The 15,715-nt window shown below is 50.4% G+C and carries 7 protein-coding genes; 3 read left to right on the plus strand and 4 right to left on the minus strand.

The window, feature by feature from the left end; genetic code table 11:
• The first annotated feature begins 6 nt into the window (after window positions 1–6).
• Window positions 7–3,081 carry a multidrug efflux RND transporter permease subunit gene (locus IE163_RS01005; protein ID WP_189429265.1) on the plus strand — a complete coding sequence of 1,025 codons (3,075 nt, stop codon included), beginning with the start codon at window positions 7–9 and terminating at the stop codon, window positions 3,079–3,081.
• On the plus strand, window positions 3,078–6,149 hold the full coding sequence (locus IE163_RS01010) for an efflux RND transporter permease subunit (RefSeq protein WP_189429266.1): 3,072 nt from the start codon (window positions 3,078–3,080) through the stop codon (window positions 6,147–6,149). Before IE163_RS01005 ends, IE163_RS01010 begins: the two co-directional genes overlap by 4 nt.
• 45 nt (window positions 6,150–6,194) lie before the next feature.
• On the opposite strand, the gene IE163_RS01015 is transcribed toward IE163_RS01010, so the two are convergent.
• Window positions 6,195–7,526 (minus strand): sigma-54 interaction domain-containing protein, encoded by a 1,332-nt coding sequence (locus IE163_RS01015; RefSeq protein WP_189429267.1) that lies wholly within the window; start codon window positions 7,524–7,526, stop codon window positions 6,195–6,197.
• Window positions 7,527–7,766: 240 nt separating this feature from the next.
• Between IE163_RS01015 and IE163_RS01020 the strand changes: the two genes are divergently transcribed.
• The gene (locus IE163_RS01020; RefSeq protein ID WP_189429268.1) at window positions 7,767–8,309 is read left to right on the plus strand and encodes a BON domain-containing protein; all 543 of its coding nucleotides are present in this window, start codon (window positions 7,767–7,769) and stop codon (window positions 8,307–8,309) included.
• Window positions 8,310–8,360: 51 nt separating this feature from the next.
• On the opposite strand, the gene IE163_RS01025 is transcribed toward IE163_RS01020, so the two are convergent.
• Genes IE163_RS01025 through IE163_RS01035 form a run of 3 tightly spaced genes read right to left on the minus strand, consistent with a single transcriptional unit; the run spans window position 8,361 to window position 15,605 of the window.
• Window positions 8,361–12,035 (minus strand): AAA family ATPase, encoded by a 3,675-nt coding sequence (locus tag IE163_RS01025; RefSeq protein ID WP_189429269.1) that lies wholly within the window; start codon window positions 12,033–12,035, stop codon window positions 8,361–8,363.
• The gene (gene sbcD / locus IE163_RS01030; RefSeq protein ID WP_189429270.1) at window positions 12,032–13,264 is read right to left on the minus strand and encodes an exonuclease subunit SbcD; all 1,233 of its coding nucleotides are present in this window, start codon (window positions 13,262–13,264) and stop codon (window positions 12,032–12,034) included. The genes IE163_RS01025 and sbcD overlap by 4 nt, the downstream gene beginning before the upstream one ends.
• Window positions 13,265–13,286: 22 nt before the next feature.
• Window positions 13,287–15,605 (minus strand): putative bifunctional diguanylate cyclase/phosphodiesterase, encoded by a 2,319-nt coding sequence (locus tag IE163_RS01035; protein ID WP_189429271.1) that lies wholly within the window; start codon window positions 15,603–15,605, stop codon window positions 13,287–13,289.
• Window positions 15,606–15,715: the final 110 nt, after the last annotated feature.

The raw sequence follows: 15,715 nt of genomic DNA on the forward strand, positions 1-15,715 counted from the left end.
CGGGTAATGAATATCTCCCAACCCTTTATTTTAAGGCCGGTTGCGACCTCGTTATTAATGCTGGCGCTATTGATTGCCGGTATTTTAAGTTGGCGGCAATTACCTGTGGCCGCCTTGCCACAAGTCGATTACCCAATAATTCAGGTGTTTAGTTTTAATCCCGGTGCCAGCCCCGATATTATGGCGCGCACGGTTACTGCCCCGCTGGAGCGACGCCTCGGGCAGATCCCGGGGCTGAAGCAAATGACCTCCAATAGCTCGGCCGGTGCCTCAGTCATTACCTTGCAGTTTGCTTTAGTAGTCGATATGGGCGTGGCGGAACAAGAAGTGCAAGCGGCCATTAATACGGCGTCCTCATTGCTGCCCTCTGATATGCCGACACCGCCTATTTACCGTAAGGTGAATCCGGCCGATGCGCCTATCCTGACGTTAGCCATTAGCTCGGACACGCTGCGCTTACCGCAAGTGTATGATTTAGTTGATACTCGGATGGCGCAAAAACTGGCTCAGTTGCCTGGGGTAGGGATGGTCAGTTTAGCCGGTGGTCAACGCCCGGCGATTCGGGTAAAAGCTAATCCCGGCGCTTTGGCTAATATGAATCTCAGTTTAGAAAATTTGCGTAGTGCCATTGCCGCGGCCAATACCAATCAGCCCAAAGGCAGTTTCGATGGGCCTTTTCGCTCCACAATGTTGGATGCGAATGATCAAATTCGCGATATCGCAGAATATCAGGATTTAATTATCGCGTGGCGTGATAACGCTCCGGTCAGGCTGCGTGATGTCGCACAGGTAGAGCAGGGAGCCGAAGATCGCTTTTTAGCTGCTTGGGCCAATCAGCAACCTGCGGTGTTACTGAATATTCAACGTCAACCGGGGGCCAATGTGATTGAAGTGGCCGATCGGGTACGTGAGCTGTTACCACAATTAACGGCCACCATGCCGGCTGCGGTGGATGTCGTGATCTTAACCGATCGTACCCACAGCATTCGCGCCTCGGTACGTGACGTGCAAAAAGAGCTGGTTTTTGCGATCTGTTTGGTGATTTTAGTCACCTTTGCCTTTTTAAAAACTATCCCTGCGACCATTATTCCTAGCCTAGCGGTGCCCTTATCCATAGTGGCAACCTTTGCCGTGATGCTCTGGCTCGACTTTTCGGTCAATAACTTAACGCTGATGGCGCTGACCATTGCGACCGGCTTTGTGGTCGACGATGCCATCGTTATGTTAGAGAACATTGCGCGGCACCGCGAGCAAGGGGCTTCACCGATGGAGGCGGCCTTAAAAGGGGCCAAAGAAATTGGTTTTACGCTGATTTCACTCACGGTATCCCTGATTGCGGTATTAATTCCGTTGTTGTTTATGGCCGATGTGGTCGGTCGCTTATTCTATGAATTTGCGGTCACGCTGGCGGTGGCGATTTCGATTTCGCTGGTGGTATCCCTAACTTTAACGCCGATGATGTGCGCGCGCATGCTTACGGCGATGCCCGCCCATGATAAGCCGGATGATGTTATTACGCGGGTGATTAAGCGCTATGGCTTGATGTTGCAATGGGTATTGCGTCATCAACGCTTGGCCATGGCGACCATGGTCGGCACGATCGCTTTAACGGCTGGGCTCTATCTGGCGGTACCAAAAGGCTTTTTCCCCATCCAAGATAGTGGCGTGATCCAAGTGATCACCGAAGCGCCGCAGGATATTTCTTTCCAAGCTATGGCGGAGCGGCAACAACAATTAGCGGCGCAGCTATTAGCGCATCCCGAAGTGGTTAGCTTATCGTCCTTTATTGGCGTTGATGGTAGCAATAGCAGTATTAATAGCGGCCGTATTCTGATTAACCTAAAGCCGCATAATGCGCGCAGCCAAACGGCCGTCGAGATTATTCGTGAATTAGAGCAGCAGGTTGCCACTGTGCCCGGCATCAAAGGCTGGTTTCAACCGGTGCAAGAGCTGAGTATTGAAGATCGGGTCAGTCGCACCCAGTACCAGTTTACCTTAAGCACGCCGGATTACGAGGTGCTGGGGCAATGGTTGCCGGAGTTAATGGCGGCTTTAGCCGAGCAGCCGGCGTTATCGGAAGTGGCGCATGATCTGCAGGAGCAAGGTTTACAAGCCTATATCGATATTGATCGTAATGCGGCAGCGCGTTTGGGGCTGAGTGTGGCGCAGATTAGCTCGGTGTTGCAAAGTGCTTATAGTCAGCGGCAAATTTCGACCTTATTTACCCAATCGAATCAGTATCGGGTGGTGCTAGAGGTCGATCCGGAACAAGTGCAGGGTGTTGCGGCACTGGATAAACTGTATTTGACCAGCAGTAGTGGGGCAACGGTGCCTTTATCGGCCGTGGCCACGGTCAGTCAGCGGCCAACGCGGTTACTGATTAATCAGCAAGGGCAATTTCCGGCCGTGACGCTGTCGTTCAACTTGGCGGCAGGCTATTCGCTGGGCGAAGCGGTGGCGGCCATTGAGCAGGTGCAGCAACAATTACAACTACCACCAGAAGTCGAGTTAACCTTTCAAGGTGCAGCCGAAGCCTTCCGCGCCTCGTTAAGTAATACCTTATGGCTGATTTTTGCTGCTATTTTAACCATGTATATTGTGCTGGGCATTTTATATGAGAGCTTAATTCACCCGCTAACCATTCTTTCTACCTTACCTTCGGCTACTGTGGGCGCCTTGCTGGCCTTATTGCTCACCCAGCAACCGCTGGATTTGATCGCAGTTATTGGCATTGTATTGTTGATTGGTCTGGTGAAGAAAAACGGCATTATGATGGTCGACTTTGCGCTGGATGCGCAGCGCAATCAAGGCATGACACCGGCTGATGCTATCTATCAGGCCGCCTTAATGCGTTTTCGCCCAATACTAATGACCACCCTTGCCGCCTTATTTGGCGCGATACCGTTAATGCTATCGACCGGCTCGGGAGCGGAGCTGCGGCAGCCGTTGGGTTTAGTAATGGTAGGCGGTTTACTGGTTAGTCAGGTGCTAACCCTGTTTACCACTCCGGTGGTGTACTTATGGTTTGATAAATTAGTGAAAAAGCGCCCGCCATTAGCGGTCGAGGCGGCGTCAGTATGAACCTGGCTCAACCTTTTATTCAGCGGCCGGTAGCCAGTGGCCTGATTGCCACCGCCATTTTATTGCTGGGGTTATTAAGCTGGCGCTTATTGCCGGTATCGCCCTTACCGGCCATTGATTTCCCGATGATCGTGGTCAGTGCCAGCTTGCCGGGGGCAAGCCCAGAGAGTATGGCCGCTACTGTTGCGACACCGCTGGAGCGGGCCTTGGGCAGTATTTCTGGGATCCGCCGCATTAGCTCGTCCAGCAGTCAGGGCTCGACGCAAGTACGCTTAGAGTTTGAATTGGATCGTAATGTCGATGCGGCTGCGCGCGAAGTGCAGGCGGCCATCAATGCCGCCCGTGGCCAATTGCCCTCTGGCATGCCGGGCAACCCGGTCTATCGTAAGTTTAATCCATCGCAAGCGCCTATTATGGCCTTGGCGCTTAGTTCTGAGCATTTGGCCGGCAGCGTGTTGTACGACAATGCCTCCACCGTGTTGGCGCAAAAATTGGCACAAATTACTGGGGTGGGCGAAGTCGAGGTGACTGGCTCGTCATTACCGGCAGTACGCATTCAATTGAATCCTGGCATGCTGGCCAATTACGGTGTGGCGCTAGATGAAGTTCGCATGGCTATCAGCACCATTAATGCCTCAGTGCCATTAGGTGTGTTAGAAAGCGATACGCATCGCTGGCAAATTGCCACCAGCGAAACCTTGCGTCGCGCGGCCGATTATCAAGATTTAATCATCAAATATAGCAATGGCGCGCCTATTCGTTTAGCGGATGTGGCCTTGGTCACCGATTCCACAGAAAACCGTTACAGTTCAGGTTTTCATAACGATAAAGATGCGGTGATCCTAATGATTAGCCGCCGTACTGGCGCCAATATTGTGGCGACCATTGATGCGATTTATGCGCAATTACCCTTGTTACAAGCCTTAACCCCCGCCGGTGCGGATTTAGCCGTGGTGATGGACCGTAGCCCGGTGATTCGGGCGACCTTAACAGAGGCTCAGCTTAGTTTAGCCTTGGCGGTGGTGCTGGTGGTGTTAGTGGTGTGGGCCTTTTTAGGTAATTTTCGTAGCGCACTTATTCCCAGCGTCACCATACCGGTCTCCTTAATTGGTGCCTTTAGTGTGATGTATCTACTGGGCTTTTCGCTCAATAATTTATCGGTAATGGCTTTAATTGTTGCAGCAGGCTTGGTGGTCGATGATGCGATAGTGGTGGTGGAAAATATTCGGCGACATTTAGAGCGTGGCTTAACACCGCTGCAGGCGGCACGGCAAGGTGTGGCCGAGGTCGGTTTTACGCTGGTGGCGATGAACTTAGCACTCATTATGATTTTCTTGTCCATCTTGTTTATGGGCGGCTTAGTTGAGCGGTTGTTCCGTGAGTTTTCTATTACGCTGGTGGCGGCGATGGTGATTTCGTTACTGATTTCACTGACCTTAACCCCCAGTATGTCGGCATTAATGCTGCGTAAACCGTCGGCGCAAAGTGGCGAGCACGGCTTCTTTTGGCAACTGCAGCAGGGCTATCGGCGCAGTATTGATGTCTCGCTGCGGCATTATCGTTGGTTACTGGTGTTAATGGTGTTGCTGTTTGCTGCCAGTACCTGGTTGTACAGTAAGGTACCTTCGGGCCTGCTACCCGAGCAAGATACCGGCCAATTAAACGGTTTTGTGCGCGGTGATGATGGCGCCTCTTATCAAATGATGGTGCCAAAGATTGAGGCATTTAGGCAATATGTGCTGCAAGATCCGGCTGTCGCCGATCTCACGGGCTCTGCCGGTGGTAACACTGGTGTCAGTAATTCCTGGATGCGGGTGCGCCTAAAGCCTTTGGCGGAGCGGCAGGTGTCGGCGCGGGCAGTGGTCGATCGGTTACGGGCGAATGCACCTAGGGTGCCGGGTGGCATTTTGTTTATGAATGTTGATCAGGATATTCGCTTATCCTCGCCTTTTGGTCGTAGCGATTATGAAGTGCAGTTGTTATCTGATGATCTCGGTTTACTGCGTCGCTGGGGCAAAGTCGTGGGCGAAAAGTTGCAGGATTTACCCGAGTTGGTGGATGTGGACACACCAGGGGGCGAAGATGCGCAGCAAATTGTGCTGACCATTGATCGGGAGGCGGCGCAGCGACTGGGTGTGGATATGCGTACTGTGGCCAGTATGCTGAATAATTCGTTCTCGCAGCGCCAGGTGGCAACCTTGTACGATCAGCAAAACCAGTACCGGATTGTGATGGAGTTGCTGCCGGGGTATACCGCACAGCCCGAGGTTTTGCAGCAACTGCAAATTATTACTGCGGATGGCCGGCAGGTACCGCTAGCGACCATTGCCAGCTACCAATATGGTTTAGTGAATGATCGGGTGCGACATGAAGGTCAATTTGCGGCGGTGAATATTGGTTATGGCTTAGCGCCAGATATTAGCATGGAGCAGGCTTCTGCAGCCATTGATCGAGCCTTGGCCGACATTATGCTGCCCAGCGCTATTGTCGCGATCAGTGGTGAGAACCAGCGTAATGCCATGTTTGCCACCAGCGATCAAACCTGGCTGATTATTGCGGTCATCGTCGCGGTGTATTTGCTGCTAGGGGTGCTGTACGAGAGTTTACTGCAACCCATAACCATCTTATCGACTTTACCTTGTGCCAGCGTCGGCGCCTTGCTGGCGTTATATTTAACCAAGACCGATTTTAACTTGATCGCCTTGCTGGGGCTGTTTTTATTAATTGGTATCGTGATGAAAAATGCCATTTTGCTGGTGGATTTTGCCTTAGCAGCAGAGCGGCAGCAGGGTTTATCCGCTAAAGAAGCGGTGGCGTTGGCCGCGCAACAACGGTTAAGACCGATTCTTATGACCAATTTTGCCGCGCTGCTGGGGGCGTTACCCCTGCTGTTAGGGGTAGGCGAAGGCTCAGAGCTGCGGCAGCCACTCGGTATTACGATTGTTGGCGGCTTATTGGTCAGTCAATTATTAACCCTGTACACCACGCCAGCAGTGTACTTACTCATCAGTAAAATACGGCTACGCAGCCGTGCGAAGAATCAGGTTAAAACACCGGTAGCCCGGTAAGAGGGCTACTGCCGCCAGCCGTATCTTGACGTTACTTGGCATAGACTACTGTTGATATTGCAGCAGCTTGTTGTAGAGCGTTTTGACACTGATGCCAAGCTGTGACGCGGCAGCGGTTTTATTCCCTTGCACCTGGTTGAGTGTGTGAGTGATAGCCGCCTGCTCTAATTCGGCTAAGGTAATACCGGTCGGTAGTTGTAAGCCGGTGTTCGCTGTTATGTCGGTTTGCGGGCGAAGTTGGAGATAATCGGTACTGATTTCCCGATCGGCCAAGATCCAGGCGCGCTCGACCTGATTTTTAAGTTCGCGGACATTGCCAGGCCAGCTGTAGCCAGTGATCGAGGTTAGCGCGTCCTCTGAAAATACCTTTTGCTGACCGGTGGCGGCATTGCAGTTTTGCAGAAAATGCTGGGCCAGGCCGCTAATATCTTCCGCTCGCTCACGTAGCGGAGGCAACTGCACCGGAAACTGCGCCAGTCTAAAATAAAGATCTTCCCGCAACAGCCCCTCGGCAATGGCTTGCTGTGGTTCTCGGTTAGTGGCGGCAATAATGCGGACGTTGGTATGCATCAGCTGATCACTGCCTACTGGCCGGTATTCGGCAGACTCCAGTACCCGCAGTAATTTCACCTGCTGCTCTAGCGGCATTTCGGTTACTTCATCCAGAAACAAGGTGCCGCCTTCGGCTTGTGCAAACACCCCCTGATGATCGCGTAAAGCACCGGTAAAAGCCCCTTTAGCATGCCCAAAAAGTTCACTGTCGGTTAGTTCCGGGCTTAATGCCCCGCAGTTCAACGCAATAAAGGGCTGTGCTGAGCGTGGGCTGGCTAAATGCAGCGTATTGGCCACCAGTTCTTTGCCTGAACCACTTTCGCCCACAATAAGCACACTACTGTCGGTAAGTGCCACCCGTCGTAAGGTGCGATAGAGTTCGCGCATTACAGTCGAAGAACCACGCAACAGTCCAAATTGGTCCAAGGTACTTAAAGGTGCTGTACAAAGGGGGGCGGGTATATGGAGCTGTTGGTAGCTGTCGGCCAATATTGTTGTGATGGCCTCGGCTGCGATAGGCCAACATAAATGGTAGCAGGCATATTGCTGCAACAACTGTTCTAATAAAGGATCAGTATGGCCGTTACTGATAAAAATCACATCGGTTTGACTCAGCAGGTTTTGCTGCACCATAAATTGGTACTCTTGCTGCGATAGCGTGCTGGTTTGTACCAGAGCCAGTGGGCAGTTTGCCTGTTGCAATTGTTCTGGCCAGTTTTCTTGCTCATGGCTTCTTACCAGCGTAAAACGCCTGGTTTCAGTGGCGTTTAGCAGCCTGGTTTCTAATTCAAAATCCTGTAGATGTAAAAATAACCGGGGTTGCATGCTTTCATCCTAACAGCCATTGCCTTGGTAAAACTTTAGGCATAGCTTGCTGAATTGCCGGTTAACCGGGGTAAATTTGCCAGAAAAGTCGGTAATTTTTACCGGTAAACCAGGCAAAAAGGAAAAGAGAGCAAATTAACACTGACTTAATATTATTTATTAGTTGTTATTTTTCAATGTTTTAAGTTTTGGCATCAAATTGGCATTAGGTACTGCGTCTCACAAAAAAGGAGTGACAACATGAAACGTACCACTTTAGCTATGCTGATAACCTTAGCCTTTACTACCACTGCAGTTGCAGCGAATGATTGGAAAGACAGCGCGAAAGATGCGTGGATTGATGGTAAGGCGGAAACGACCTTATTGCTGAATGGCAACCTGAATTCGTTTAAAATTAATACCGATGTTAAAGAGGGTGTAGTGCTGCTCACCGGCAAAGTGGACAGCGAAGTCGACAAAGCTCTGGCGGGCGAGTTGATTGAAGGCCTAGACGGTGTGGTAAGGGTAGATAATAAACTTACCGTAGTTGAATCTGCCGCCATGAAACATCAGGAGCAAGGCAGTGCGCTCACAGACGCCAAGATTGCCACGGTAGTGAAAACCCGATTACTGATGGAGTCTGAAGTTAGCGGTACCTCAATTAAGGTTGATGCCGACAACGGGGTGGTGACCTTAGAAGGTGACGTAGATACCCGTGCAGAAAGAGATTTGGCCATCGCTATCGCCAGAAATACCACTGATGTAAGCCGGGTTATTGATAAGTTGTCAGTGGTACCTAACTAAGCCTTTACCTGACTTATCTCCGTTATACAAAAATACCCGGCGCTAGCCGGGTTATTCCGCAACACGATAGCGGCTATCCAACTGACTCACGCCTAAACCACTTTTTTTCATTACCCGCAATTGCGTTGGAATGCGCTCTTTCATGGCTTCAATATGACTAATCACGCCAATCATTTTGCCCGAGGCATTCAGGTTATCCAGGGCATCCAGGGCAATATCCAGCGTTTCTGCGTCCAGGGTACCAAAGCCTTCATCTAAGAAAAGCGAGTCAATACTGGTTTTATGGCTGACGAGATCTGAGAGGGCTAAGGCCAGCGCCAGGCTGACTAAAAAGCTCTCGCCGCCAGACAAGGTTTTGGTATCGCGTTCGGTATCGCCTTGCCAGGTATCCAACACGCTCAGCGCCAGGCCTTCTGCATCTTTGCGTTTTAATAAGTAGCGGCCATGTAAGCGCTCTAACTGTTTATTGGCCAGATAAACCAGATTATCCAGCGTTAACCCCTGCGCAAAGCGGCGGAATTTATCGCCACTGGCTGAGCCTATCAGTGCATGTAAATAGCTTAGATCATCATAGTGTTGCTGTTGCACACGGATGTGTTGTAGTAATGCTTGCTGACGCGTGGTTTCGTGTTGTTGCTGCTGCAATTGCTGGCTAATCTGCCCCAGCCTGCTGTGTAGCTGTGCCTGTTCGGTTTGGATAGTGGCAAGTTTAGCCGTAACCTGTTCGGCACTGATAAACTGCCACTCTGCCGCCTCAGGTAATCCCAGCAGTGCCGCGAGTTGTTGCTCGGCCTGTTGCAGCAAAGAGCGGCTGTGTTGGATCTGTTGCTCTAATTGCTGCTTTAGGGCATTTAAACGGCTGCGTTCTGCTTCCGGTAAAAGGGCGGCGTTAAACTCCAGCTCATCTTGAAAAGGACTCGCTGCTAATTGTTGCTGCCAATCTTGCTGCAATGCCGCGGTGTTTTCGGTCAAGCTTTGCGCTTGTTGTTGCAAGGTGGTGATAATGGCCGACAGTTCACTTGCTGTTTGCAGCAACTGCTGGTGCTGTTGCTGCTGTGTTGCAACGACCTGCTCTGCCTGGTTAAGTGCAGCCTGAGCTTGTTGTCGCACCTCAGCTACCTGACGTGCCCCAAACAACTGCAAGCGTTGCTGTTGCAGCTCAGTAAGCTGAGTGCTTTGCTTAGCCAAGTGCTGTTGCTGCTGTGTCAGCTGTTCGGCTAACTTTAGCGCCTGCTGGTTAAGGCCCTTTAGTTCGGTATCTTTGGCAATATGCTGTTGCTGTAAATATTGCCGCTGCTGTTGATGTTGTTGATACTGGTTAACATCCTGCTGTTTTTGCTGTAACCAAACTGCCAGGTCGGTACTGGGTGCGGCATAGCCTTGTTGTTGGATCTCTGCTAATAACGCCTGTTGCTGCTGCTGGCAGTGTTGCTGTAATTGCTCGAGCTGTGCCTTGCGTTCTGCCTGCTGTTGCTCGTTACTTTGCAATTGTTGTTGTAAGAGCGTAAGTTCACTGTGTTGCTTATCCAGGGCACGCTCGGCGGTGATCCGCTCTTGTTCTGCCTGCTGGGCGGCCTTCTCGGCCTGACGTAGGGCTTTTAATTGTAACGCCAGGGTATCGGCTTGCTGTTGCATTTGTCCATGCAGCGCGGTCAGTGCCTGCACATCATCAAGCAGCGCTGTGCTATTAAGCTGCGGTATAAGTTGCTGCCATTGCGCGCTTGCCGCTGTTTGCTGCTGGGCCAGGCTGCTTAAACGCTCAGTACTTTCGGCCACTTGCTTAGTACAGCTATCTAGCGCTTCCCGACACTGCTGCCCTTGCTCACTGGTCTGCTCCAATAACGCGCTGGCGGCTTGCTTGCGGCTTAGCGTTTCCGGAATATCGAGTGCGGCACCCGCCAATATTGGATGTTCGGTAGCACCGCAGAGCGGGCAGGCGGTGTCTGGCTGTAATTGCTGGCGAAAATGTGCTAACTGCTCTTCCTGACTGAGTAGCTGGTTTAAGTCTTTGAGTTGCTGCTGGGCACTTTTATATTGTTCGGCCAGGGCCGTGCGCTGCTGGCTTAGTTGTTGTTGGCTGGCGTGCAACTGCTGTACTGTATTTTGCAGTCGCTGTTGTTCTTGTTGCCGTTGCTGGTAGTGTTCTTGCAGCGCCTGGGCCTGATGAAACAACGGCCAGCGCTGGTTCAGGGTTGCAAGCTGTTGTTCCAGTGTTTGCTCGTCTGCCTGGGCTAATAATTGCTGCCATTGCTGCTGCATGTTACTGCTGTTTTGCTGTAACTGTTGTACTTGCCGCTGCTGGTGTTCCACTTGTGCGACTTGCTGCTGGTATTGCGCACTTTGCGCTGTGCTGTGTTGCTGCAGGCTGGTCAGTTCGCTGTTTATTGTGCGGATATTTTGCTGATCTTTACTCAGCTGAGTGAGTTGCTGCGCCCAGCCGGTTAGCAGTGCGGCGGCGTTGGCATCGGCTTGATGCTGGTCCAGATAAGCTTGTTCGCTGGCCAGCTGTTGTTGTAAATCCTGCAGTTCGCCACTGAGTTGTTGCTGGTATTCTGCCTGTTGTGTGGTCTGTTGTTGCAGTTGCTGGACGTTTTGCTGTTGTTCAGTATGTTTTAGCTGCAGGCTATGAATGTGTTGATCTAGCGGCAGCACCTGTTCAGTAATCAGTGTTTCTTGTTGCTGGTAGTGCTGGCGACTTTGCGTCAGACTTTGCACCGCCTGATCTAGTGTTGCGCTACTGTTGCTAAGCTGTGTGCTTAACGCTTGTCTGGCTTGCTGTTGCTGGTTTAATTCAGCGTTACGCTGCGCTAAATCGCGTTGGCTATTTTGATAAAGGGTAAAGGGCATGCGCAGCCGTTCGGCGGGTTCACTTTGGCTAAGGCGTTGTAACTCCGCTGCGGCAGCTGCTTGTTGTTGCCGCACAGCGCTATAGTGGCTGCTGGCTTGTTGCTGTTGTTGTTGGGCCGTGGTGAGTTTTTCCCACCACTGGCTATGTGCTTGTGTCTTGCTCAGTTGTTGTTGCAAAAGCTGTTGCTGCTGTTCTAGCTGCGTTTGCTCTGTTGCCAACGCAGCCAACTGCTCAGGGCTGAGTAGCTGAAAGCCATCGGCTTTGGCACTAAGCTCCCGCAGGGTTTGTTTGGCTTCGGTAAACTGTTCATGCACCCGTTTTGATAACTGCCCATAAATTTCAGTACCGGTTAGCTCTTCCAGTAATTCTGCGCGTTCAGCATCATTGGCATTTAAAAAAGCAGCAAAATCGCCTTGTGATAGCAACATTGACTTGGTAAAGCGGCCAAAATCCAGCCCGGTGATCTGTTCTATTTCTTCGCTTTTTTGCCTTACCTGATTGGCCAGCACTTTGCCGCTGGCTACTTCTGATAGTTCGACATCGGCTTGCTGTAAATTACCCTCTGGGTTACCCCTGGCGCGGCGCATGCTCCAGAACGCCCGGTAAGCCGTACCTTTTACTTCAAACTCAACTTCGGCCAGGCACTCGGCGCTGCCGCGGGTCATGATTTCATTGGCGGAGGTCGAGATGGCACCTAAACGTGGTGTTTGGTGGTACAAGGCCAAGCATATCGCATCTAACAGGGTGGTTTTACCGGCCCCGGTGGGGCCAGTGATGGCAAAAAGCCCGTTTTCGGCAAAGGGTGATTGGCTAAAATCAATTTTCCACTCGCCTTTTAACGAGTTCAGGTTTTTCAGGCGCAGCGTGAGTATTTTCATGCCTTGCGCTCCAGCTCAAGTTCCAACAACAACTGGTCAAAGTGTTGCTGTATGCGGCTTAGCCTGGCTTGTGCCGCCTCATCATCAAAGTCTTCCATTTGCAGGCGTTTAGCAAAAACTTGCTGCGGTGTGAGTTCGGCCAGGGTTTCTTGCTGTTCTGCTGTTAAGGCCTGACGCTTTGGATTACGTAAGCGGCGCAATTGCAACACATCGACATTTAAATCTGCCACCAGGTTTTGTACCCGTTGCTGCAGATCGGGCAGATAGTCTTCGGTTGCCACTTCCAGACATAACCAAACACTATGCTCTGGGTGAGCTGCGGCCACTTGGGGTATGGCAGTGGTGAGAGTGGCTAAATCACCGCGCAGTACCTGCATTGGCTGAAATAGCGGTACAGCAATAGGCCTGATTTGTTGGCATTCGCGGCCGGTAAACTCGACCAGCACCACTTGTTTTTCGGTGTTAAGCTCATCAAAACTGAGCGGTATCGGCGAGCCGCTATAGCGGATGTGCTCTGTTTTGGCGACCTTCTGTGGCCGGTGAATATGCCCCAGCGCAATATAGTCTGCTGGCGGAAAGCCCTCGGCGGCAAAGCCATCCAGTGTACCTATATAGATATCGCGTACACTTTCTGACTGGCTAACGCCCAACGCGGTTAAATGGCCGGTGGCAATAATAGGCACCTCTAATTGCTGTTGCTGCCGTGTCTTGACGGCCAGCTGAAACAGCTGTTGATAGTGTGCTGTAATAGCGTCTCCCAGAGCCTGGCGTTTTTCCAGCCCGCTGGCACCAGCTGTGCTTTGCAATACATCTTTGGCCCGGATAAAAGGCACAGCACAGACGATAGCGCCGACGGCTCCACTTTTATCGGGCAGCAGTAACACCTGCTCTGAGAGGGGCAGATCAGTACTGGCCACCACATAAGTATTAAGACAGGCCAGCAGTTGACGTGATTCATTTAACACGGCCACTGCATCATGATTACCACCCAAGACCAGCAAGCTGCAGTTAAGCTTTTGTAATTCCACCACGAAGTAGTTATAGAGCTCTCGCGCATAGCTGGGTGGGGTGCCGGTATCGAAAATATCGCCCGCAATAATAACGGCATCGACCTGTTCGCTGCGCACTTGCTGCAATAGCCAGTTAATAAAGGCTTGATGCTCATCTTTACGGGTTTTGGTAAAAAAACTCTGGCCCAGGTGCCAGTCTGAGGTGTGAAGCAGTTTCAAAAGGGATCCCTGTTTTTGGCGGTTATTGTTGTTGCTGCATTGCCGACTGTGCTAGTAACAATTGCCGAAACGCCTCTGCCGGTAGCGGTTTGCTGTAATAATACCCCTGATAGTAGTCACAGGCCATGTCTTTTAATAAGGCCAATTGCTCAGCCGTTTCCACGCCCTCTGCCAGTACCTCAAAACGTAAGGTATGACCTAGTTCAATAATGGCTCTGCTAATTTGCCTGTCGTCTTCATTATCGGTAATCCTATCAATAAAGCGCCGATCCACCTTTAACACATCTAAAGGCAATTGTTGTAGATAAGCCAGAGACGAATAACCCGTACCAAAATCGTCAATCGCCAGGCGAATACCAGCTGCACGCAGTTGCTGCATAGTGTGAATCACCCTATCTTTGTCTTCCATTAAGGCGCTCTCTGTCACTTCCAGCTCGAGAAGCTGGGCTGGAAAGCCAGTCTGTTGCAGCACCCTGCTAACGTGTTGCTGCAGATCACCTTTGCTAAACTGATGTGTCGACACATTTACCGCTAATCTGATCTGTGGTAACCCTTGTTTTAACCAGGCCTGGCCCTGAGTGCAAGCTTGTTTTAACACGAATTGTCCTATCTCCTGAATTAAGCCACAGGATTCTGCTACCGGGATAAATTGATCGGGGGCGATATAACCGCGCTCTGCGTCAAACCAGCGGATCAGTAATTCAGCACCAATAATCTGGTTAGTGGTAAGATTTATTTGCGCTTGATAATAGCATTCCAGTTGCTCATGCTTGAGGGCATGACGCAATTTCGCCTCTAAGATCAGCCTTTCCCGAGCCATTGCGGTAAGCTGATCCGTGTAATAGCTGTAGGTGTTTCTGCCATCGGCTTTGGCTTTATACAGCGCAGCATCGGCACCTTGTAATAAGGCTTCTACCTTGTCGGTATGTTGTGGAAACAGGCTAATACCGATAGAGGCGGAGCTAGTTACTTCAATATCAAATTGCAATACCATAGGCTGCTGCAATGATTTAAGCAGCTCCATAGCAAAACGTGCGGCATCTTCTGGATGCGGTAGGTGTTCAACTAAGATCGCAAATTCATCGCCACCTAAGCGGGCCAGCGTTTCATTTTCACCACAGCAAAGCTGAAGTTTTTCGGCAATACGTTTTAACAGTAAATCGCCTGCATTGTGGCCATAGGAATCGTTTATTGTTTTAAAGTTGTCTAAATCAAGAATTAATACCGCAAGTTGCAAGTGTTCGCGGCGTGCTACCTTTAAGGCCTGTTCCAGTTTAGTCGCGAAGAGGTGCCGATTCGGTAAATGGGTTAGCGGATCATATTCAGCCAAGAAAGCAAGTTTCGCTTCTTGCTGTTTGCGTTCGGTTAAATCAATGTCGATACAATAAATTTGCGGTTTTTTATCGGGTAAAATAATGACGGCATGTGAAGAATATACCGTTACCGGACTGCCATCTTTACGTTGTAACGTCAGCTCCTCTGCGGCGCGCGGCTGACCGCTGCTTGCCATTAAGCTAATCGCTTCTTTTACGCCCTCGTGCATCCGCTGGGGAATAATCAGATCCAGTAAATTATTCCCCAGCGCTTCCTGACGGCTATAACCATAAATTAATTCACTACCTTTATTCCAGTAAAGGGTTGTACCTGTTTCGTTATAGCCCTGTACTGAAATGTTAGGCATTTTGTCTAACAGCGCGCGGAATCGTAGTTCGCTTTCCTGCAATTGCTGCTGTGCCAGAGCTACCGCAGAAATATCCTGAATAACAGAGAGAAAGCGTGCCGTACTATTATGATCTTTCGGTAAGAGTGCCACAGAAAGTCTGGCCCAAACGACATGCCCATTTTTATGTAAATAGCGTTTTTCTAAGGAATAGCGTTGCAGTTCCCCAGCCAGGGTGCGTTGTAATAACGTTTCATCTTTAGAAAGGTCCATTGGGTGAGTAATTTGTTGAAACGACATTTGCCGCAGTTCTGCGGCGGAATAGCCTAAAATATTACAGAACTCTTTATTAAGTTGCACAAAGCTACCATTGGTTGCAACATAGGCCATACCTGCCGCGGCATGTTCAAAGGTTAAATCTAACAGCTGTTCGGAGTCGGCTAGCGAGTTGGCAAAATGATAGCGTTGTTTTAGCAAAAACCAGGCAATAATAGCGGTGATAATAATATAGGCAAACCCTTTGTAGGTTTGATAACGCATCAGCGCTGCAGGTTCTGTAACCAGCGCAACGAGCAAGCTGTCGCTAAAACTTATCCAAATAATCCCAAATAACAGATAGATGGCGGCGCCCAGCAGGGGATAATAGTGCCATTTGTTAAACGTTAATTTTGGCTTGCTCATGCTAATTCCATGTTTTTCCATAAAAATAAAAAAACTTACAGCATAAGCATAGCGGACTTTAATAAATTGTTTAAAGCAGGAATAAAAAAACGGGCCAATATCGGCCCGCA

The sequence above is a fragment of the Alishewanella longhuensis genome (assembly GCF_014653435.1).
Classification (GTDB): Bacteria; Pseudomonadota; Gammaproteobacteria; order Enterobacterales; family Alteromonadaceae; genus Alishewanella; species Alishewanella longhuensis.